The sequence below is a fragment of the Blochmannia endosymbiont of Camponotus pudorosus genome (assembly GCF_059934925.1).
In genome coordinates, this window is the sequence record NZ_CP011793.1 from 375,591 (window position 1) to 397,770 (window position 22,180).

General features: G+C 24.7%; 20 protein-coding genes and 1 pseudogene. 15 read left to right on the plus strand and 6 right to left on the minus strand.

Translation table 11 applies throughout. The annotated features are described in order from the left end of the window. The first annotated feature begins 45 nt into the window (after positions 1–45). The 4 genes from tolA to ybgF all read left to right on the plus strand — a co-directional run bounded on the left by tolA (position 46) and on the right by ybgF (position 4,315). A complete protein-coding gene (gene tolA / locus Bpudo544_RS01700; RefSeq protein WP_500825003.1) occupies positions 46–1,341 on the plus strand; it encodes a cell envelope integrity protein TolA in 1,296 nt (431 codons plus the stop codon). A gap of 150 nt (positions 1,342–1,491) precedes the next feature. After that, positions 1,492–2,862, plus strand: coding sequence for a Tol-Pal system beta propeller repeat protein TolB (gene tolB, locus Bpudo544_RS01705; RefSeq protein WP_500825004.1), 1,371 nt, complete (start codon positions 1,492–1,494; stop codon positions 2,860–2,862). A 104-nt stretch (positions 2,863–2,966) separates the two neighbouring features. Further along, positions 2,967–3,497, plus strand: a complete 531-nt coding sequence (gene pal / locus Bpudo544_RS01710) for a peptidoglycan-associated lipoprotein Pal (RefSeq protein WP_500825005.1) — start codon at positions 2,967–2,969, stop codon at positions 3,495–3,497. Between the two features lie 5 nt (positions 3,498–3,502). Continuing rightward, entirely contained in the window at positions 3,503–4,315 is an 813-nt protein-coding gene (ybgF, locus tag Bpudo544_RS01715) for a tol-pal system protein YbgF (RefSeq protein ID WP_500825007.1), read from the plus strand. A gap of 90 nt (positions 4,316–4,405) precedes the next feature. Here the strand turns inward: ybgF and pgl are convergent, their stop codons facing one another. Beyond that, complete coding sequence (gene pgl / locus Bpudo544_RS01720; RefSeq protein ID WP_500825008.1) at positions 4,406–5,443, minus strand: 6-phosphogluconolactonase; 1,038 nt, start codon at positions 5,441–5,443, stop codon at positions 4,406–4,408. A 218-nt stretch (positions 5,444–5,661) separates the two neighbouring features. Here pgl and gpmA point away from each other — a divergent pair, with 218 nt between their 5' ends. Then, positions 5,662–6,372: a 2,3-diphosphoglycerate-dependent phosphoglycerate mutase gene (gene gpmA, locus Bpudo544_RS01725; protein WP_500825010.1), complete on the plus strand. Its 711-nt coding sequence runs from the start codon at positions 5,662–5,664 to the stop codon at positions 6,370–6,372. Positions 6,373–6,542: 170 nt separating this feature from the next. Further along, positions 6,543–7,253, plus strand: coding sequence for a Bax inhibitor-1/YccA family protein (locus Bpudo544_RS01730; protein WP_500825011.1), 711 nt, complete (start codon positions 6,543–6,545; stop codon positions 7,251–7,253). Between the two features lie 63 nt (positions 7,254–7,316). Here Bpudo544_RS01730 and ychF read toward each other — a convergent pair whose 3' ends face one another. From ychF to lolB, 5 genes are all read right to left on the minus strand, one after another. Then, on the minus strand, positions 7,317–8,399 hold the full coding sequence (gene ychF / locus Bpudo544_RS01735; RefSeq protein WP_500825013.1) for a redox-regulated ATPase YchF: 1,083 nt from the start codon (positions 8,397–8,399) through the stop codon (positions 7,317–7,319). A 118-nt stretch (positions 8,400–8,517) separates the two neighbouring features. Beyond that, positions 8,518–9,114 (minus strand): aminoacyl-tRNA hydrolase, encoded by a 597-nt coding sequence (pth, locus tag Bpudo544_RS01740; protein WP_500825014.1) that lies wholly within the window; start codon positions 9,112–9,114, stop codon positions 8,518–8,520. 154 nt (positions 9,115–9,268) lie between these two features. Then, positions 9,269–10,207, minus strand: a complete 939-nt coding sequence (locus Bpudo544_RS01745; protein ID WP_500825016.1) for a ribose-phosphate pyrophosphokinase — start codon at positions 10,205–10,207, stop codon at positions 9,269–9,271. Positions 10,208–10,299: 92 nt separating this feature from the next. Then, positions 10,300–11,160, minus strand: a complete 861-nt coding sequence (gene ispE, locus Bpudo544_RS01750) for a 4-(cytidine 5'-diphospho)-2-C-methyl-D-erythritol kinase (RefSeq protein ID WP_500825018.1) — start codon at positions 11,158–11,160, stop codon at positions 10,300–10,302. A gap of 2 nt (positions 11,161–11,162) precedes the next feature. After that, positions 11,163–11,771 (minus strand): lipoprotein insertase outer membrane protein LolB, encoded by a 609-nt coding sequence (gene lolB / locus Bpudo544_RS01755; RefSeq protein WP_500825020.1) that lies wholly within the window; start codon positions 11,769–11,771, stop codon positions 11,163–11,165. Positions 11,772–12,278: 507 nt separating this feature from the next. Here lolB and prfA point away from each other — a divergent pair. The 9 genes and pseudogenes from prfA to pheT all read left to right on the plus strand — a co-directional run bounded on the left by prfA (position 12,279) and on the right by pheT (position 21,994). Next, positions 12,279–13,361: a peptide chain release factor 1 gene (prfA, locus tag Bpudo544_RS01760; protein ID WP_500825021.1), complete on the plus strand. Its 1,083-nt coding sequence runs from the start codon at positions 12,279–12,281 to the stop codon at positions 13,359–13,361. Further along, positions 13,361–14,209 (plus strand): peptide chain release factor N(5)-glutamine methyltransferase, encoded by an 849-nt coding sequence (gene prmC / locus Bpudo544_RS01765; protein ID WP_500825023.1) that lies wholly within the window; start codon positions 13,361–13,363, stop codon positions 14,207–14,209. Before prfA ends, prmC begins: the two co-directional genes overlap by 1 nt. A gap of 198 nt (positions 14,210–14,407) precedes the next feature. Further along, on the plus strand, positions 14,408–15,241 hold the full coding sequence (gene kdsA / locus Bpudo544_RS01770) for a 3-deoxy-8-phosphooctulonate synthase (protein WP_500825025.1): 834 nt from the start codon (positions 14,408–14,410) through the stop codon (positions 15,239–15,241). Positions 15,242–15,919: 678 nt separating this feature from the next. Further along, positions 15,920–17,140: pseudogene (gene thrS, locus Bpudo544_RS01775) on the plus strand (threonine--tRNA ligase); the annotation flags it as partial. 5 nt (positions 17,141–17,145) lie between these two features. After that, positions 17,146–17,736: a translation initiation factor IF-3 gene (gene infC, locus Bpudo544_RS01780; RefSeq protein ID WP_500825634.1), complete on the plus strand. Its 591-nt coding sequence runs from the start codon at positions 17,146–17,148 to the stop codon at positions 17,734–17,736. Positions 17,737–17,798: 62 nt separating this feature from the next. Continuing rightward, positions 17,799–17,996: a 50S ribosomal protein L35 gene (rpmI, locus tag Bpudo544_RS01785; RefSeq protein WP_500825026.1), complete on the plus strand. Its 198-nt coding sequence runs from the start codon at positions 17,799–17,801 to the stop codon at positions 17,994–17,996. Between the two features lie 78 nt (positions 17,997–18,074). Next, positions 18,075–18,458 carry a 50S ribosomal protein L20 gene (rplT, locus tag Bpudo544_RS01790; RefSeq protein WP_500825636.1) on the plus strand — a complete coding sequence of 128 codons (384 nt, stop codon included), beginning with the start codon at positions 18,075–18,077 and terminating at the stop codon, positions 18,456–18,458. 75 nt (positions 18,459–18,533) lie between these two features. Further along, positions 18,534–19,535, plus strand: coding sequence for a phenylalanine--tRNA ligase subunit alpha (pheS, locus tag Bpudo544_RS01795; protein WP_500825028.1), 1,002 nt, complete (start codon positions 18,534–18,536; stop codon positions 19,533–19,535). Between the two features lie 44 nt (positions 19,536–19,579). Further along, positions 19,580–21,994 (plus strand): phenylalanine--tRNA ligase subunit beta, encoded by a 2,415-nt coding sequence (gene pheT / locus Bpudo544_RS01800; protein ID WP_500825029.1) that lies wholly within the window; start codon positions 19,580–19,582, stop codon positions 21,992–21,994. Positions 21,995–22,180: the final 186 nt, after the last annotated feature.

Consider the following 22,180-nt stretch of genomic DNA (forward strand, 5'->3'; position numbering starts at 1 on the left):
TCAATTATCATGCATATAATTATTGTTATACTATTATTTAATTGGATGTTTTTTAATACAAAAAAAAATCATATTTCTACCGTTTTTAAAATATCTTCTGAAAAAAATAACTATCACATGATTAGTAATCATGATTATCATCAATATACAGAACAATCAGATCAATTCAAAACTATAAATACTACTGCTTCTAATCATACTGCTCCATCAGAAAAACAATCAACTCATACTACTCCTATACTGAAGAAGAAACATACAGAACAATCAGATCGATTCAAAATTACAAATACTACTGCTTCTAATCATACTGCTCCATCAGAAAAACAATCAACTCATACTACTCCTATACTGAAGAAGAAACATACAGAACAATCAGATCAATTCAAAACTATAAATACTACTGCTTCTAATCATACTGCTCCATCAGAAAAACAATCAACTCATACTACTCCTATACTGAAGAAGAAACATACAGAACAATCAGATCGATTCAAAATTACAAATACTACTGCTTCTAATCATACTGCTCCATCAGAAAAACAATCAACTCATACTACTCCTATACTGAAGAAGAAACATACAGAACAATCAGATCGATTCAAAATTACAAATACTACTGCTTCTAATCATACTGCTCCATCAGAAAAACAATCAACTCATACTACTCCTATACTGAAGAAGAAACATACAGAACAATCAGATCGATTCAAAATTACAAATACTACTGCTTCTAATCATACTGCTCCATCAGAAAAACAATCAACTCATACTACTCCTATACTGAAGAAGAAACATACAGAACAATCAGATCGATTCAAAATTACAAATACTACTGCTTCTAATCATATTGCTCCATCAGAAAAACAATCAACTCATACTACTCCTATACTGAAAAAGCAATATTCAGATATGACAAAAAATTCAATATATCCTAAGTTATGTAACACTACTAATTCCGATTTAAAAAAAATAGAAAATTTATTAAATGTACTTATCGATAATACTAATTGTATAAAAAATCATAAAAATCTTAACCCATTATTTATAAAAAAAACTAATTCTAATGATACTGAAACTAACGAAATTAATTTATATAAAAATTCAATCATTCAATCTATTCAACAAAAATTTTATAATTCATCTGATTATTCAGGAAAGAAATGTGATCTAAAAATACAATTAGATATTAATGGAAAATTAATATCAGTAACTGCTATTTCTGGTGATTGGGCACTATCTCAAGCTGCAACAATTGCAGTGAAATTAACAAATTTTCCTAAACCTCCAAATATTTATGTTTATCATATTTTTAAAAATATAGTTTTAAGTTTTTCTCCATAATAAATAGTCATGATCAAGACCATTCATGTAATATTTAAAATAATATAATTTATTAAATAGTATTAAAAATTTCTTTATCAAAAGATACATAATTGTTATATTACTTAACATGTATCAATAGAAAAATTTAAAAAATTTTTATTAAAATAAATGTATTCAAGATTTTTTATACTATCCATTCTGTGGAGTTTGCCACTATTTATAATAGCAGATATGAGAATCGAAATCACACATGGAATAGATACTGCTCATCCTATCGCTGTCATACCATTTTCTATCATTGCTCATGATCAAAATAATTCATCATTAAATAACCTAGATATAGAAGATATTGGATCAATCATTTCTGCTGATTTGCGTAATAGTGGAAAATTTAATACTTTACCTATTTCATATTTACCACATCAACCCTCAAAACTTTCTGATATAGTTCCAATTTTTTGGGAAAAATTAGGTATTAACACAATTGTATTAGGATCAGTTAATATAGATAATGATGATAATTATTTTATCACATATCAATTAATAGATACCTCTAGTAATCCTGCATTAGTAATTTTAGAAAATCAATATTTAGTGAAAAAACAATATGTACGTTATACTGCTCATACTATAAGTAATGAAATTTTTGAAAAATTAACTGGAATACGAGGTGTATTTTGTACTCGTATTGCATACATATCATATATACATAATGCTAAATATCCTTATGAATTATATGTTGCTGATTATGACGGATATAATCAAATCTCTATCTGCCGATCAACAGAGCCATTAATGTCTCCAACTTGGACTCCAGATGGAGAAAAAATTGCTTATGTTACTTTTTCTTCTGGATGTTCAGAACTTGTAGTACAAACTTTAAATACTGGATTAGTAAATCATATTGTTAAATTTCCTAATCATAATGGATCTCCAGCATTTTCTCCAGATGGTAAAAAATTAGCGTTTAGTTTATCAAAAACAGGAAGTTTAAATTTATATGTAATGCATTTATCATCTGGTAAAATTTATCAAGTAACTTCAAACAGACATAATAACACAGAACCTAGTTGGTTTCCAGATAACATAAATTTAGCTTATACTTCTGATCAAGGTGGTACCCCTCAGATATATAAAATCAATATTAATAATACTTCTGATATTCAAAGATTGTCTTGGCTACCGGGAAGTAATCAAAGACCAAATATTAGCACAGATGGAACTTTCATAATTATGGTAAATAGATATAAAGGACAACAAAGTATATCGAAATTAAATTTATTAACTGAACAAGAGGAAATACTAACCAAAGATTCATTTTTATCAGATACACCTAGTTTATCTCCAAACGGAATTATGATTATATACAGCGCTTTTTCTAAAAAATCAACATTTAACTCTACCATTAACAATGACAATAATAAATCTATTTTAGAATTAATATCTGCTGATGGTCGTTTTAAGGCTCATTTAAAAGGTTCATTAGGTAACATTAAATTTCCTGTTTGGTCATCATCATTATCTTGCTCAAAAAAATAAAATATATATAATAATTATGGTGGTTTTAATATAAAATTTTACTGCTCATTAACTATAAATGTTCTGTATAAATATTATAAGAATTTATTAGGTTAGGTGTTTAAATGAAAATTAATCGATCTACTTTTATATTATATGTATATATGTTTATTATTAGTACAATAATATCTTTGTGTATCTCTTGTAGACATATTATTAATAATCCAAAATATATCGATAACATAGATTATTTAGATAGACTAGATACAAATAGTATTCTCAATACTATGGAAAAATCTAATCAATTTAATAAAATACAGCAACTCCAATCCAAAAATATAATTTATTTTCCATTAGATCAATATTATATTCTTCCTATTTTTTTTAATATTTTAGACATGCATGCATCTTTCTTACGTAATAATTCTTTATGTAAAATTACTATAGAAGGTCATACAGATGAACGAGGTACTCCAGAATATAATATTGGTTTAGGAGAACGACGAGCATATACTATAAAGAAATATTTACAAAGTAAAGGAGCCCTATCTAATCAAATAAATATTATTTCTTATGGTAAAGAAAAACCTGTTTCCTTTGGTCATACTGAAGAATCATATTCTAAAAACAGACGAGGTGTATTATTGTATCAATAATATATATGTATCACATAATAAAATTTATTATATTTTCTTTGTTTATTTATATAATCAGTATCATTTTAATTTCAAATACCGTTTTTTTTAATGATGGGATACATGTTGTTCATGCAAAAACAACATATCATAAAATTGATCTCCATCAAAAAATAAAAGAATTAAATCAGATATTAGATGCACATAGCCAATGTTTAATTCAATTACAACAGCAATTATCAGAAACTCAGCAAGATATTGATAAATTGCGTAATAATATTCAAGATATTCAACATTGCATGAAGAGTATAACAAAAGATCAAAAAGAATTCTATAAAAAAATATACGAAGAATTATACCAAAATAATTTGGTGAAACAAAAAAATTCTAACACAACAAAAGATTTAGAGTCAAATTTTAGTAAAAATATAATTAATACAAAACAATTATCAAATAATATAGATTATGACTATAAATCAGCGGTGTCACTAGTTTTAGAAAAAAAACAATATAATCAAGCCATTCAAGCATTTCAAAGTTTTATAAAAAATTATCCAAAATCTGATTATCAACCAAATGCACATTATTGGTTAGGACAATTATATTATAATAAAGGTAGTAAAGATGATGCTTCTTATCATTTTGCATTAGTTGTAAAAAATTATCCTAAGTCTTCAAAAGCATCTGATGCATTACTAAAAATAGGAATAATTATGCAAGAAACTAATCAAATAGATAAATCTAAAATAATATATAGACAATTAGGAAAGTTATATCCTAATAGCGATGCTGCTAAACAAGCCCAAAAACGATTAATACGTTTGCAAAATAATAAATAATTATAAATAATCATCTTTAATAAATTAAAAAACTAAATAAAACTGTTTGTTAGTAAATATTATTGTAATAAATATTATCTTTATATGAATTTATTTTTGTGAAGATATAATATTAATCCACATCGGCCCTTTACCTGATTGATGGCGTGAAATAAAATCTAATTGTCCATTTTTTGAATTAATTCGATATAAAGAAATATGGTGAGATTTTTGTCCAGCAACAATTAAAAAATTCCCTGTAATATCTATTGAAAATCCGCGCGGTTGTGCTTCAGTATATCTATATCCTATTAACTTTAATGTTTTTGTTTTTGGAAGTATTTTAAAATAACTGATAGTATTATTAAATCTATCAGAACAATATATCCAATTATTATCGGGAGTTATATGTATATCTGATGCCCAAAATTTTTTTATATTTACACTATGAGTAGTAGGCAATATTTCTATTGTCTGTATAATATATGAATATTTTTTTTCTATACTATATGATAATACATTAATTGTTCCATTAAGTTCATTAATTACATATGCATAGTTTTCAGATTTATGAAAAACCATATGACGAGGACCAGAATCTATTTTGGTTGTAATATATTTTAAATGGTATGGTATTAATTTTCCGTTATATTTATTTATATCAAATAATCTAATTAAATTTTCTCGTAAACATGGTACCCAGAGTATTTTTTTTGTTTTATCTATGTTAACTGAATGGCAGCCTAATAAATTTTCTATAGTTTGAACAATACAAGCATTAGTTACTCCAAAACTATCAATAGAAATAACACCAACAGCGTTATAATTGTAAGATGCATAATACAAAAATGTACTGTCTTGTTGAACATTAATAGTAATATAAGTAGGACTATTTAAAATTTTAACGGTTTTTATTTTATTTAATAATCCTTCTGGATTAATATAATAAATATGAATACTAAAATTGGGGCGTACTCCGACGTACAAAAATTGATAATTAGGATGAATGACCATAGGTTGAGCTTGCCCACAAGTGGAGATTATTTGAATTAGCTCTAATGATTCTTTAGATTCATCCAATCTCCAAACATAAATTTGATGGCTGTCAGGGCTAGCTACATAAACAGTTTGTATTATTTTTGGATGCATATTGTATATATAATAAATATTATGTATGAAAGATAGTGTAAATAATTCGTTTTTTGCAATATTGTGATAACATATATATTATACAGAATATTAAAATATTTTAATAATTTATTTTTTAAAAAAATAAATTATTAATAATTAATATTTATTTGTCTTAATTATGATTATAATATGAAACATACGATGTTTTTAAATAAATTAATGAGTGTATCATAAATATGAATATAATTCAGGTAGTATTTATAAGACATGGAGAAAGTAAATGGAATAAAGAAAATAAATTTACTGGTTGGGTTGATGTTGATTTGTCAAAAAAAGGTTATTTTGAAGCACAAAGAGCGGGAGAATTACTGAAAAAAAATAATTTTATTTTTAATTACGGATATACCTCTGTTTTAAAAAGAGCAATACATACTTTATGGATAATTTTAGATCAATTAAATCAAGCGTGGTTACCGATAAAAAAATCTTGGAAATTAAATGAACGTCATTATGGGTCCTTACAAGGTTTAAATAAAGATGAAGTTATAAAAATATACGGTTATGAAGTTGTTCAAAAATGGAGACGTAGTTTTAAGACTATTCCTCCAAGTGAAGAAGATACAACAATAAATAAAAAAAATGTCTTTACTGGCATAAATGATATTCCTTACAATATGATGGGCGCTTATAATTTACCTAACGGGGAAAGTTTAGAATTAACTTCAAAAAGAGTTATTCCATATTGGGAAAAAACTATTTTTCCTAATATTAAAAATAATAATTCGATAATTATTGTAGCTCACGGTAATTCAATAAGAGCAATAATAAAATTTTTAGATTGTTTAAATGAATCTGAAATATTTAAAATCGAAATACCTACAGGTATTCCATTAATATATGAGTTCAATAATAATTTTCAACCTATAAAACATTATTATTTATCTTAAAATATTAAGTTAATTAATTTTTTATGCAATAAAACTATAATAATATTATAAAAGAAACAATTATTTTTATCAACAAAATGTTATATATATATAACATTTTGTTGATAAAAATAATTGTTTCTTTTATAATATTTAGAAGTTTTTATTTTAATTTCTAAAAGGTGATTAGTATGGATCGATTTTCCCGTTTTCAGGGTATATTATCTGATCGAGATAATGCTGTAATACAGCCATTTATATCTCAGGTGTTTGGATGGATGTCTTGTGGTTTGTTATTAACTGCATTTGTTGCATGGTATACTTCTAGAAGTCCTGTAGTTCTTCAAATTTTATTTTCTAATCAAATAGTATTTTTTGGATTAGTAATTAGTCAATTAGCATTAGTATTTGTTTTATCTGGAATGGTAACAAAGCTTAGTGGATCTATGGCAACTACTTTATTTATGTTATACTCAGTATTAACTGGATTAACTTTATCTAGTATCTTTGTGCTATATACAACATCTTCTATATCTAGTACTTTTGTAGTAACATCTGGAATGTTTGGAGCAATGACATTATATGGATATACTACTAAAAAAGATTTAAGTAGTTTTGGAAATTTGTTATTTATGGCATTAATTGGACTTATGTTAGCATCTGTCATAAATTTTTGGTTAAAAAATACAACTATTACATGGATAGTGACTTATATTGGAGTGTTAGTATTTGTAGGATTAACTGCATATGATATGCAAAAAATTAAATCTATTGGGTCTTCTTTGTCTATAGAGGATCAAGAACAATTTCGTAAATGTTCAATTATTGGAGCATTAACTTTATATTTAGATTTCATTAATTTATTTTTAATGATGATTCGTATTTTTGGAAACAGACGTTAGTTTATTAAATTTTTATTCCGAGTATAGTACACCTACAACATTAAGTATGATGTTGTAGGTGTACTATACTCGGAATAAAAATTTAATAATATCCCCATCCTGTATAAAATAAGTCCTACTTTCATTACGAATTTTACCATTTTTTTTTGCTCCAAATTCTCCCTTATTTTTAAGAAAGTCATTAAATTTTATTACTTGTGCTCGAATAAAACCTTTTTCAAAATCACTATGTACTTTATGAGCTACATCAAATGCTGTTGAACCATTTTCATAAATCCATGCTCGAATTATTTTAGAATTTACAGTAAAAAACGTACTTAATTGTAACAAAGATAACATATGGCCAATAACAGTAGTTAATAACATAGAAGAATTATCATATCGATTATTATTATTTAAAATATATTTATTACAATCAACTAAACAATATGAAATAACTGGAGAATTATTTTTCTCTGCCATAATAAATGTTTTTAATTTCTGAAAATAAATATTGCTTGTATTTTTACTATGAATATTTGCAATATAAAAAACTGGTTTAAAAGTTAAAAAATTAAATTTTTGAATATTATTCTTCTCTATTTGAGACCATTGCACATTTCGTAAAAGTATGCCTTCATACAAATAATTTAAACATTGTTTTAGTATATGTAACTGTTGATCATAATTATTTGCTACAGATCCAATAATTTGATGTCTTTTTTTTATACAATCAATATTTTTTTCACATTTATCTATATCAAATAAAATTAATTCAGTATTTAAAATACTAACATCTCTACAAGGATCTATGTTATTTTTAATATGAAAAATAACATTGTCATCAAAACAACGTACTACATGACACAATACCTTTATAGATTGAACATCATTTAAAATCTTTATTCCTAATCCTGTACCTTGCGCAGCACCTTGCATCAAACCAGCTATATCAACAAATTCCACAGTTTCATAAATAATTTCATGAGCGTTTATTATGCTATTTAATTTACATAAACGAAAATCAGGAATATTTACTGTAGCAACATTAGGCTTAATAGTACAAAAAGGAAAATTAGCTATCTTAACAGCAATATTAGTTAAACACTTAAATAAAGTAGATTTACCTACATTAGGTAATCCAATAATACCACAATTAATCTTCATTTGACAAAAAATCTTATAATTATATACAAACTAAATATATTCATAATTCATTAACAAATTAACTTACTGTTTTTAACTATAATAACTAAATACTAATTTAGTGTTTTTAAAATATTATTTATTTAATAAAAGAAACAGAATGTAGTTGATTCATCACTTTAGCAAAATTATTTCCTACGATATCTTCAATGCATAACATTGATTTATTTATAATAAAATCAATTTTTCTTTTTTCATAAATAGATGGAGAACTCAACACAAAATTTATAACTTCATTTTTATTATCAGGACGACCAATTCCTATACGCAAACGATAAAAATCATATTTATTATTAAATTTATTAATAATATCTTGAATCCCGTTATGACTTTCATATGATTTATTCCCTAATTTAATTCTTATTGTACCAGGAAGTAAATCTAAATCATCATGTACTACTAATATTTCTTTTAAAGATAAGTGATATAACCTCATACATTTATACACTGATAATCCACTTTTATTAATATAAGCATCAGGAATCAATAATCGTACTGTTGTTGCATAATTAAATATTTTAAATGATCCGATAAATCCAGATAAAAACTTATCTTGTTTTAATATAACTTTATATTTATTTGCTAACATATAGACATAATAATGACCAATATTATGTCTTGTATTAATATATTCAAGTCCAATATTTCCTATACCCACAATAAGTTTGATTGTCATATTTTATACTATATAAAATAATAAAAATTACATTATAAAAAATTACTATTCTGATCTTACTGCCAATAATAATTACTATAGTAATGTAACATTTAATTATATAAAACAATATTATATATACTTACATAGTAATACAAACAATAAATATATACTTTTAATATTCAAACATAGCAGAAATTGATTCTTCACTACTAATTCGTCGAATTGTTTCTGCAAGCATCCCTGATAAAGTTAAAGTACGTATATTAGGTAATGATTGTATTGTTAATTTTAATGGAATAGTATCACAAATAATAATTTCATCTATCATAGATTTTTGTATGTTTTCATAAGCCTTTCCAGAAAAAATAGGATGAGTAGCATATGCAAAAATTCGGCCTGCTCCTCTTTCTTTTAAAACATCTGCTGCTTTGCATAATGTCCCTCCAGTATCAATCATGTCATCTACTAAAATACAATCGCGATTACATACGTCCCCGATAATATGCATAATTTGAGAAATATTAGCTCTAGATCTTCTTTTATCTATTATAGCCATATCAGTATCATTAAGTAACTTAGCAATTGCTCGAGCTCGTACTACACCTCCAATATCTGGAGATACAACTATAGGATTATTAAAATTTTGCTGAAACATATCTTCTAACAAAATAGGACTACCAAATACATTATCTACTGGAACATCAAAAAATCCTTGTATTTGCTCGGCATGCAAATCTACCGTTAAAATACGATCAACTCCAACACTAGATAAAAAATTTGCTACAACTCTTGAAGTAATTGGTACTCTAGCAGATCGAACTCGTCTGTCTTGCCGAGCATACCCAAAATAAGGAATTACAGCAGTAATTCTAGCTGCAGATGCTCGCCTTAATGCATCTACCATTACAATTAATTCCATAAGATTATCATTTGTAGGAGCGCAAGTAGATTGAATGACAAAAATATCTCCTCCACGTACATTTTCATTAATTTGCACGCTTACTTCTCCATCACTAAATCTACCTACATCAGCTTTTCCAAGAGTAGTGTATAATCTACTAGCAATACGTTGAGCTAACTCAGGTACAGCATTTCCAGTAAATAATTTCATATATAAAATCTTTTATTAATTAAATAGTAATATTTATTTAAAATTATATCAGTAATCTAACTTATCATAAAAATATAATTTATTCTTTAATATTATTCTTTAAATAAAGCTTGATGCACAGAAGATATATAAATTCCTCGAACAACAATACTCTGCATCCAATTTGGTAAACATTTTTGTATTTGATAAGCTAAACTTTTATCATGAAATTCAGAAAAAATACAAGATCCTGTCCCTGTTAAACGCACTAATATATCATTTGATAAATAATGAAAATATTTTTTTATTTCAGGAAACACGTTTTTTACAATTGGTTCTAAATCATTAGAAAACGGAGTATTTAATAATGTTTTTATTGAACGATATGGAGAATAACAATTACACGAAGATTTATATGCATTAAAAACCCAAGACGTATTTATACTAATAGAAGGTATTATGATTAAGTACCATCGTTCAGGCAAAAATATTGATATTAATTTATCTCCAATACCCTCTCCGATAGATGTATATCCATTAATAAATACTGGAATATCAGCGCCTAACTTCAACCCTAAATCCATAAGTATATCTTTCTTTAAAAAACATTTCCATTTTTGATTCAGAATTAATAACGTAGTAGCAGCATTTGAAGATCCTCCACCTAATCCAGAACCTATAGGTAATTTTTTATTTAAAATAATGTCTACTCCTAGTCTCTTCTTTTGATATAATTTGTAACAAAAATCACTTAACAACTTAGCAGCTTGTACAATTAAATTATTTTTAGATAAAACAACGTTATTTATATTAAATAATCGAATTTGTCCAGTTTTTGTAATAAAAAATTTCATTTTATCTCCATAATCTAATAACTGAAATAATGTTTGTAAGTAATGATATCCATCTAAACGACAACCAGTAATATATAAAAATAAATTAAGTTTACCTGGAGATACTATCCATTGACACATTTCTAAATACTCCAATTATTTATACATAATTTAACAAAATATTCTTTATAATGTATTTCTAAGATTTTAGGTAATCTTGGCATTCTATCAGTATAATAAAATTGATAAAAAATAAATATGTCTTCATTATTATAATTATAATGTACATCAGATAAAATACCCATAATGTTTAAATGATATGTTGTATGATATCCAGGTAAACCTATAATCCATTGTTGTAATTGTTTTGAAAATAAATTAGTGTTTATTAACCATTTTTGTATTTGTTCTTTTAATTTTTCATGTTGAAACATGAAGTTTGGTTTAACATGTATTATTCCATTCTTTAAAGAAATAGAAATAACAGTTAAACCAAAAATATTAGATAATTTAATGTAGCAATTATTATTATCGATTTGAGTCCACAAAAAATTTAAATACATTTTTTGTTCCGAATGAATTGTATAAATAATATTACCTTGAATTTGATAATGTAATATTTTAGAAACCAATCGTTGATGAGTATTCCAAGAATTTATTGATTTTTCTTTATCAAAAAAATAATTATACACACACGCAGTACATGTAAAAAAAATAATATTTAATAATCGATAATATACACTGTAGTGCATTAATTAATCACTTTAATGCCATAAATATTTATTACGATCACATAATAGTTCTATTAATAGACACTATACAATGACTCTTTATTTACTATGTAAAAAATTTGAATAAAATAAAACATTAATATCTACATTTTTATATAAATTAAGAAACATAATTAGATTTTATTAACTAATAGTTAATGATTAAACACAAAGTTAGTTATTTACTGCAAATTAAAAATATCATTAACTAAACAACAAAATAAAAAATCATAATCATAATTATTTTAATATTAATTTTATATTTACATCATATCACGATATAAAGTAACTTTTATGCAAAATAATAATTATATTTTATTAAACAATGAATATATCAGTACTAAAAATATTTAACCATTGATTAAATATATATTCATTACTAATAATAATTGATACTATTTTAAATAGTATAGACAATATCGAATATTTTAAATATATTATAAGGCTTATATAATATATAAAAAACTTTCAAAATACATATAAACATATATGTTACATACTGTTATAATAAATAAATTAACTATTTTACAAAAACGTTTCTATAAACTAAAACAATCATTTAAACGCTCTAATAATATTCAAAATAAAAAGTATTTACGATCTGTGTCTCAAGAGCATGTTTATCTTTTAAATATAGTCACTCACTTTGAAGAATGGTTAAAATTACGGCAAACTATTCTTCATACACAAGAAATGATTTCTGATGTAGATATACGTGATCTCGTTTTAGATGAATTACAAAAATTAAAAATAATTCAAAATGACCTTGAAAAAAAAATAGAAATACTATTATTACCAACAGATCCTAATGATAAATATGGTTGCTTTATTGAATTACGAGCTGGCACAGGTGGAAAAGAAGCTGCTATATTCACAGGAGAATTATTTCGAATGTACACGCGTTACGCAGAAACACAACGATGGTCTATAGAAATCATCCATTCTACATATGGAGAGCACGGAGGTTACAAAGAAATCATTGCGCAAATTGCTAATAATAAAGCGTATAGTCAATTAAAATTTGAATCTGGAGGACATCGAGTGCAAAGAGTCCCATATACTGAATCGCAAGGACGTATTCATACTTCTACTTGTACAGTAGCTGTCATTCCTAAAATACCTGATATTAAATTACCTGAAGTTAATCCAAATGATTTAAGAATTGATACTTTTCGTGCATCTGGAGCTGGAGGTCAACATGTCAATACAACTGATTCAGCAATTCGTATTACTCATATACCCAGCGGATTATCTGTAGAATGTCAAGATGAACGATCTCAACATAAAAACAAAGCTAAAGCATTGTCAGTGTTACGTTCTAAATTATATACGATGAATATTAAACGTAGAAAGATAGAAGAATCAAACATTAGACGCAACTTAATAGGCACTGGAGATCGTTCTGATCGAATACGCACATATAATTTTCAACAAGGTCGCATTACAGATCATCGTATTAATTTTACATCATATAAATTGAATGATATTATGGATGGTGCATTAGATATTTTAATAAAATCTATTATACAACAACATCATTCCGAATTAATTAATCAATTGGTAACATTATAATGATAACTTGGGATCGATGGCTAAATTTAGCAAGTTTAAAATTAAATAATTCACTCAGCCCAAAAGTAGACGCAGAAATTATTTTAAAAAAAGTAATTAAAAAATCTAAAGTTCAATTGTTAACATCTGGAAAAACCTATCTGGATCATAACCAAATAAAAAAATTAGAATTTCTAATTAATAGAAGAGTACAAGGAGAACCTATTGCATACATCATTGGATCAAAAGAATTTTGGTCTTTAAATTTTAAAATATTACCAGGAGTTTTTATTCCTAGACCAGATACTGAATGTTTAGTAGAACAAGTACTAAATTTAAATTCTAATACTAATAAATTAAAAGTTTTAGATCTAGGAACTGGAGTAGGTACGATAGCTTTAGCTCTTGCATCAGAACGGCCAAATTGGGAAATTATAGGATTAGATCAACAAAAACGATCACTAAGTTTAGCCCATCAAAATAAATTATTACTTAATCTTAAACATGTAAAATTTATATATGGAAATTGGTTTAAATATTTAAAAAAAACAAATAAGTTTAACCTTATCGTTAGTAATCCTCCTTATATCAGTAAAAAAGATTTACGTTGGTTATCTAAAGATATATATTTTGAACCTAAAAATGCATTAATATCAACACAATCAGGGTTAGCAAATTTAAAATTAATTTGTCAATATTCTAAATATTATTTATTACCACATGGATGGATATTTTTAGAACATGGATGGAATCAAGGAAAACAAGTAAGAAATTTATTAAAAAAATATCAATTTAGTAACATTTGTACTCAATGTGATTATCGTAACTATGAACGAGTAACTTATGGCCAATGGAAGCCTATATATTAATTTTAATACATATATTATTAATAATAGTAAACAAAAATATATAAAACAATTTTTTAAAAAAATTGTTTTATATATACCTAATAGTCAATAATAATTATTAAAATAATTTAATTAATGTAATTCTATAAACACTACTTCGTATGAAAAATAAGATAATTTATTTAAGAACAATTAATATTATTAAAAATTATTTATAATATGAATAATATAATCATTAATATAGGAAATATACAGATTTCAAATAACTTACCATTTGTGTTATTTGGTGGGATGAACGTTTTTGAAGATTATGATACTATCATGAAAGTTTGTGATCATTATGTTTCTGTCACTAATAAATTAAATATCCCCTACATATTTAAAGCATCTTTTGATAAATCAAACAGAACTTCTATTCATTCTTATCGGGGACCAGGATTAGAAAAAGGATTACACTTATTTCAAAAATTAAAAAAAACATTCAATATAAAACTCATGACAGATGTTCATGAAATTAATCAGGTCAAAGCTATATCAGAAGTAGTTGATGTAATACAATTACCAGCTTTTTTAGCACGACAAACAGATTTAATTAAAACAATAGCACAAACTGGATTAGTGGTAAATATAAAAAAACCTCAATATATGCATCCAATTCAAACTCAATTTATTATTGATAAATTTCGTTTTTTTAAAAATCATAATATAATATTATGTGAACGAGGCACTTGTTTTGGATATACTGATTTAATAGTAGATATATTAGGGCTAAATTTAATGCGCAATATTTCAGGAGGATGTCCAATTATTGTAGATGTTACACATTCTCTACAAACTCGTACTCCTTCAAGTTCTATTTCCGGAGGAAAAGGAAATCAAATATTCGATCTAGCTAGAGCAAGTACAGCTGTAGGAATAGCTGGAATATTTTTAGAAGCTCATCCTGATCCCAGAATAGCTAAGTGTGATGGATATTCTGCATTGCCTTTAATAAAATTAGAATACTTTTTAAAACAAATCAAAGCTATTGATACATTAATTAAATCTTTTTAAATAAAAATAACAACTCTAATTCTATTTGTTAAAAAATCATTTAATACAATTAAACACATTTTTTGTCTAAAACTTAAATTTAATTCTATTTAGAACTGAATTCATGTCTATTATACTTAATAATAATTTTCTTAAATGTTATAACTAAATATAATAAAAAAACAACCGATAATTTATATCCATAAGTTTAATATGTTATATATATCAAATTTTTAATATATTTATTACTTATATATCTTATATATTATATACAAACATTAATCATTTTTAAATTTTGTTTTAAAAACTATAATAATAAATGTTAAGTATGATATTATTGAAGACAATTATAAAAAATTATCCATTTTTACATGTACAGTATATAATAAATTAAAAACATTAGTTTTTTATAATAATAAAGCTGCATGAAAATCTAATTTGATTTATAGTAAAAGAAATTAAATTTTATATCTAAACAAAAAAGAAAGCCGTAATATTTAAATATATGATTGGTAAAATAATTGACTAATATTTTAATACTAATTTTTATCAATGTTTCGAATTATATAGGATTTATGAATTTGATAGGTTACAATAAGTATTAATGAAATACTATAATACATATACGATAACCTAACTAATAAAAATTAAAAAATTAAGTAAGAATTAATATAAATCGTTATTATGAATAATTTATCTCAGCAACATCAAAAAAAAGACCATCGTAATTTCTCAAATCAATTGGATTTATTTCATACGCAAGATAATGCTCCAGGAATGATATTTTGGCATAAAAATGGATGGATTATTTTTCAAGAATTAAAAAATTTTATCAGAAAAAAACTTCAACAATATCAATACCAAGAAGTTAAAAGTCCAATCATGATTGACCAAAAACTATGGAAAAACACAGGACACTGGGATAATTATTATCAACATATATTTACTACTTCTTCAGAGAATCGCATGTATTGTATTAAGCCTATGAATTGCCCTGGACATATTCAAATTTTTAATCATGGCATGAAATCATACAAAGATTTACCATTACGTATGGCAGAATTTGGACATTGTCATAGAAACGAACCCTCTGGATCATTACATGGACTTATGAGAATACGAGAATTCACACAAGATGATGCGCATATTTTTTGTTCTGATACGCAAATATCAAGCGAATTAACACATTGTATAAAAATGATGTACGATGTTTATAATGAATTTGGTTTTAAAAAAATTATAGTTAAATTATCTACTCGTCCAAAAAAAAGAATTGGAGAGGATTCAATATGGGATATTACAGAACAATATTTATCTAATGTTCTGCAAAAAAATAATATAGAATTTACATATCAACCTCAAGATGGAGCTTTTTACGGCCCGAAAATAGAATTTATTTTACTTGATTCTTTTAAGAGAGCTTGGCAATGCGGTACAATACAATTAGATTTTTCTCTACCTAGGTTACTAAAAGCTCGATATATAGATAACAATAACAAATATCAAGTTCCTGTGATGATTCATAGGGCTATTTTAGGTTCTATAGAAAGGTTTATTGGTCTAATTACTGAGGAATACTTAGGTTTTTTACCAACATGGTTAGCTCCTACACAAGTCGTTTTAATGAATGTTACTTCTGAACAATCTGTATATGTAACTAATATAGCAAATCAACTAAAATTAGAAAATTTTAGGGTAAAAATAGATTTAAGAAATGAAAAAATAGGATTTAAAATACGATTACATACCATTCATAGAATACCTTATATGATAATATGTGGTAATTCTGAAGTAAATCAAGGTACAATATCTATACGTACCTTCCGAGGTAAAACAATTAAACACTACAAAATAGATATGTTTATAAAAAAAATAAAGCAAGAAATTAATACTTATAACTTTAATCAATTGGAGGAATAAAGATTATTAAAATTGGTAAAAAGATGCCATCATTTCGATTACATCGTATTAACAAAGAAATTACTTTAATAAAAACCCGATTAACTGGAGTAGATGGAAAACAAATTGGAATTGTTGATTTTAACGAAGCAATCAAACTAGCTGAAGAAATCGGTTTAGATTTAGTAGAAATCAGCCCAAATTCTGATCCTCCAGTATGTAAAATTATGGATTACGGAAAATTTTTATATGAAAAAAGTAAATCTACAAAAGAGCAGAAGAAAAAACAAAAAATAATTCATATTAAAGAAATAAAATTTAGACCAACTACTGAAGAAGGAGATTATCAAACAAAATTACGTAACATAATTAAATTTTTAAATGAAGGATGTAAAATTAAAATTACTTTACGTTTTCGAGGTAGCGAACTAATTCACCATCATCTTGGAGTGAAGATATTGCACAGGATACGAAATGAATTAAATGAATTAATAACAATTGAATCTTTTCCAAATAAAATTGAAGGACGACAAATGACTATGATTTTAGTTCCTAAAAAAACTATCAATAAATCTAATTGTTCTAAAGATATCAACAATGATGACAACCAAAAGTAAAAAATTTTTAAATCCATAAGAAAATAAATAATGAATTAATTTTTAATTTATTAAAGGAATATATGCCTAAAATTAAAACGTTAAAAAGCGCTAGCAAAAGATTCAGGAAAACATCTTCAGGCAAATATAAATACAAACATGCCTACTCTAGGCACATTTTAACAAAAAAATCTACGAAATACAAACGCCATTTACGACATAAATCTATACTATCTTCAATATATATGAAAAAAATTACAAAAATATTACCTTATACATAAGAAATCATTATATACTTTAATAAAACATATACAATCAACATAATAGATTATTATATTAAGTAAGGAAGTCAACATATGATGACGCGTGTAAAGAATAGCGTTACAGCTCATAATCGACATAAAAAAATTTTAAAGAAATCTTCTGGATATTACGGTGCTCGATCTCGTGCGTATCGTGTAGCTTATCAATCAGTTGTAAAATCTGGACAATACGCTTATCGGGATCGTCGTCAAAAAAAACGTCTATTTAGAAGATTATGGATTAATAAAATTAACGCAGCATCTCGTCAATATGGTATAACTTATAATATTTTAATGAATAATTTACATAAATCCTCTATTAATATTAATAGAAAAATACTAGCCAAACTAGCTCAATCAGATAAAATAGGTTTTTCTAATATTATAAATAATTCTACACTTTACTTAAATAATATAAAAAATTCTACTAAAATTACATAAAATTATAATATTATAATTAACATCAATAATTATAATTTAAACTCTATAAATATTAGAGTGCACTTTTTCAAAACAATGAAAAATATATTAGAAAATTTAATAAAACAAGCAAAAAAAGAATTAATGAAATCTAATAATATGAATGATTTAGAATCAGTACGTATTTCCTTTTTAGGAAAAAATGGACATATAAATCAGCAACTTAAATTACTGAATTCTACAAAATACACTATGAAGCCAATCTTAGGAGCATCTATAAACCAAACTAAAAAAGATATATATAATTTATTTATACAACAGAAAAAAAAAATAGAATCAGAAATTATAAAAAGATCTTTAAATACAAAAACATTAGATGTTACTTTACCTGGATTTCAATCAGAAATAGGTGCGTTTCATCCTATAACTAACGTTATAGAACGTATACAAACATATTTCAATCATTTAGGATTTACAGAAGTATATGGGCCAGAAATTGAAAATAATTATTTTAATTTTGATGCCTTAAATATTCCTGATAATCATCCATCTAGAAATCAAAGTGATACCTTTTGGTTTAACAAAAAACAATTACTTAGAACGCATACTTCCGGAATTCAAATACGTTCTATGATTCATGTAACTCCTCCAACACGTATTATTTCTATTGGAAAAGTATATAGAAAAGATTACGATAAAAAACATACTCCTATGTTTCATCAAATAGAAGGTTTCATAGTTGACTCTAATTTAAATTTAATGCATTTAAAAAAAATATTATACGATTTTTTACATAATTTTTTTGAAAAAAATATCACTTTACGTTTTAGACCTTCCTATTTTCCTTTTACTGAACCATCTGCAGAAATAGACATGCTAGAAAATATACAAACAAAACAATCTGAAGCTAAGTGGATAGAATTATTAGGTTGTGGCATGATACACCCAAAAGTATTACATAATGTAGGTATTAATTCAAAAAAATTTTCTGGACTTGCTTTTGGAATAGGAATAGAGCGATTAGCAATGCTATTATATCATATTACTGATATTCGAATTCTTTTTGAAAATGACCTACAGTTTCTTAATCAATTTTAATGTTTCAATACGATTTGTGCGTATTAATAAGGTAATTTTGTATTATGAAGTATAGTGAGCTATGGTTACGAGAATGGATAAATCCACCCGTTACTCATAATGAATTAATAAATCAATTAACCATGTCTGGATTTAATGTAAAAGAATCTAAATCTATTATTTTAAAGAAATTTTATGGAGTAGTTATTGCAGAAATTATAAGTTTTAAAACACATCCTCAACTTAAAGAAGTATGGATTATTACAGTTAATAACGGAAGTAAAAGATTAATTAATATTATTTCTTATCATAATATTAACTACCAAAAAATAAAAAAAATAGTTATAGCAAATATAGGAGCAATATTACCTGATGGACAAACAGTGGGTCCAATTATTATAAAAGATGAAAAATCAGAAGGTATTTTATGTACTTTCTCAATACTAGGATTACATAATAATAAAAAAGATATTATTATATTACCTGATAACGCACCTATAGGATATAATTTCTATAATTATTTAAATTTAAATGACAAAATAATTGATATTGATATCACTCCTAATCGAGGAGATTGTTTAAACATAATAGGTCTTTCTAGAGAAATAGCTGCTATAAACAAATTAAAATTAAAAAAAATTACAATAAATGCAATTACTTCCACCATTAAAGATTCTATTCCTATTTTTATTAAAGAACCCAGATATTGTCCAAAATTTTTAGGAAAAATCATAAAAAATATTAATATACACACTCCTACCCCTTTAAAAATACAAGAGAAATTACGTCGTTGTGGAATAAATTTAACAAATATAGTTGCAGATATTACAAATTATGTTGCACTCGAATTAGGTTATCCAATACATATTTATGACTATAAAAAGATTAATAAAAATAAAATTTTTGTGAGATTATCTAAACCAGGTGAAAAATTAGCATTATCTGAAAATAATACTAATTTACAACTATTTCCAAATACATTAATTATTTCTGATGATAACAAACCATTAGCTATTGCCGGCCTTGAAATAAAAAATGAGTCAAATATTTCTTTAAAAACTCAAGATATATTTATACAAATTTCTTTTTTTGATCCACTAATAATTGCAAAACAATCTAAACTATATAATTCCCATCATTTTTATACTACTCAATATGAACGAGGAGTAGATTTAAATATATCTGAATTAGTATTAAACTATTTTACAAAATTATTAATAAAAAACTGTAATGGATATGCAGGACCAACTATAAAAATTATTAATAAAAATTTTTTACCTAAAATCAAAACAATTCAATTACATCTTGATAAATTAAGATCTCTACTTGGATTCCATATAAAAACTCAAGAAATCTTAAATATTTTAAAAAATCTTGGATTTACAATAAACATAAAAAATAATTTATGGATTGTATCAATTCCAACTTGGCGTTTTGATATAAATATAGAAGAAAATTTAATATCAGAAATTATACGTATATATGGATATAATAAAATTCCACAGGCTGAAATTAAAACAACATTAATTTCAAAACCTTTAAATACTCAACTTACAAACAAAATGATTTCATTATCCAAATCTAAAATTGTATTAATAGATCGAGGATATCAAGAAATAATTACGTATAGCTTCGTAGATCCTAAAATTCAAAAATTAATACATTCTCAATACACTACTCCGTTAACATTAATCAATCCTCTCAATCAAGAAATGTCTGTTATGAGGTTATCTTTATGGACTGGACTTATTAAAACTATTTTATACAATCAAAATAGACAACAAAAAAATATTCAATTATTTGAAAGCGGTATATGTTTTATACCAAAGAAAAACAATAATAATCAGGTTTCTCATCAATTCATGTTATCTGGAGTAAGAGCTGAATATAAGAATAACGAACACTGGGATATCTCTAAAACATCTTTAATCGATTTTTATAATATTAAAGGAGATATAGAATCCGTATTAAATATTATTCATAAACATAATAAAATTATATTTAAAAATTGTACACATCCTGCATTACATCCTGGACAAAGAGCTGAAATATATTGTAATAATACATTTATTGGATATATAGGCATGATTCATCCTTTAATACGCATGCAATTAGGTTTACGCCTAAATATATTAATGTTTGAATTATTTTGGCATGCAATTTCTACTCCCAAATTAATTAAAATTACTACCATTTCTAAATTTCCTAAAAATTATCGAGATATTTCTATAATTTTGCCCATACATATTACTGCATCAGCTATCATTGATGAATTAAAAAAATTAAATATAAATCAATTAATTTTTATAAAATTAATTGATTTATATACAGGAAAAAATATTCCTCCAGGATTTAAAAGCTTTACTATTAAATTAACCTTACAAAGTAACACACACACATTACAAGAACATGAAATTAAAGAAATATTGAATACATGCATTATGACATTAAAAAAACATTTTCACATTATTTTAAGATAAAAATTTATTTTTAAAATACTTTACTGATTAATTTATAATATTATTTGATAATACCATATTTTTACTTTTTGATAGATAAAATTTCAAAAAACTACATAATATTAAATATAATTACTTAAAATTTCATTCATTATGCAATATAATAATTTAAACTTTACTTATATCAAGAAAAATACTTTATATATT

Excerpts from the sequence above, each read along its gene's own strand:
- tolA (WP_500825003.1), top strand. The coding sequence starts at position 46 with ATGTTTTTTAATACAAAAAAAAATCATATTTCTACCGTTTTTAAAATA.
- tolB (WP_500825004.1), top strand. The coding sequence starts at position 1,492 with ATGTATTCAAGATTTTTTATACTATCCATTCTGTGGAGTTTGCCACTA.
- pal (WP_500825005.1), top strand. The coding sequence starts at position 2,967 with ATGAAAATTAATCGATCTACTTTTATATTATATGTATATATGTTTATT.
- ybgF (WP_500825007.1), top strand. The coding sequence starts at position 3,503 with ATGTATCACATAATAAAATTTATTATATTTTCTTTGTTTATTTATATA.
- pgl (WP_500825008.1), bottom strand. The coding sequence starts at position 5,443 with ATGCATCCAAAAATAATACAAACTGTTTATGTAGCTAGCCCTGACAGC.
- gpmA (WP_500825010.1), top strand. The coding sequence starts at position 5,662 with ATGAATATAATTCAGGTAGTATTTATAAGACATGGAGAAAGTAAATGG.
- Bpudo544_RS01730 (WP_500825011.1), top strand. The coding sequence starts at position 6,543 with ATGGATCGATTTTCCCGTTTTCAGGGTATATTATCTGATCGAGATAAT.
- ychF (WP_500825013.1), bottom strand. The coding sequence starts at position 8,399 with ATGAAGATTAATTGTGGTATTATTGGATTACCTAATGTAGGTAAATCT.
- pth (WP_500825014.1), bottom strand. The coding sequence starts at position 9,114 with ATGACAATCAAACTTATTGTGGGTATAGGAAATATTGGACTTGAATAT.
- Bpudo544_RS01745 (WP_500825016.1), bottom strand. The coding sequence starts at position 10,207 with ATGAAATTATTTACTGGAAATGCTGTACCTGAGTTAGCTCAACGTATT.
- ispE (WP_500825018.1), bottom strand. The coding sequence starts at position 11,160 with ATGTGTCAATGGATAGTATCTCCAGGTAAACTTAATTTATTTTTATAT.
- lolB (WP_500825020.1), bottom strand. The coding sequence starts at position 11,771 with ATGCACTACAGTGTATATTATCGATTATTAAATATTATTTTTTTTACA.
- prfA (WP_500825021.1), top strand. The coding sequence starts at position 12,279 with ATGTTACATACTGTTATAATAAATAAATTAACTATTTTACAAAAACGT.
- prmC (WP_500825023.1), top strand. The coding sequence starts at position 13,361 with ATGATAACTTGGGATCGATGGCTAAATTTAGCAAGTTTAAAATTAAAT.
- kdsA (WP_500825025.1), top strand. The coding sequence starts at position 14,408 with ATGAATAATATAATCATTAATATAGGAAATATACAGATTTCAAATAAC.
- rpmI (WP_500825026.1), top strand. The coding sequence starts at position 17,799 with ATGCCTAAAATTAAAACGTTAAAAAGCGCTAGCAAAAGATTCAGGAAA.
- rplT (WP_500825636.1), top strand. The coding sequence starts at position 18,075 with ATGACGCGTGTAAAGAATAGCGTTACAGCTCATAATCGACATAAAAAA.
- pheS (WP_500825028.1), top strand. The coding sequence starts at position 18,534 with ATGAAAAATATATTAGAAAATTTAATAAAACAAGCAAAAAAAGAATTA.
- pheT (WP_500825029.1), top strand. The coding sequence starts at position 19,580 with ATGAAGTATAGTGAGCTATGGTTACGAGAATGGATAAATCCACCCGTT.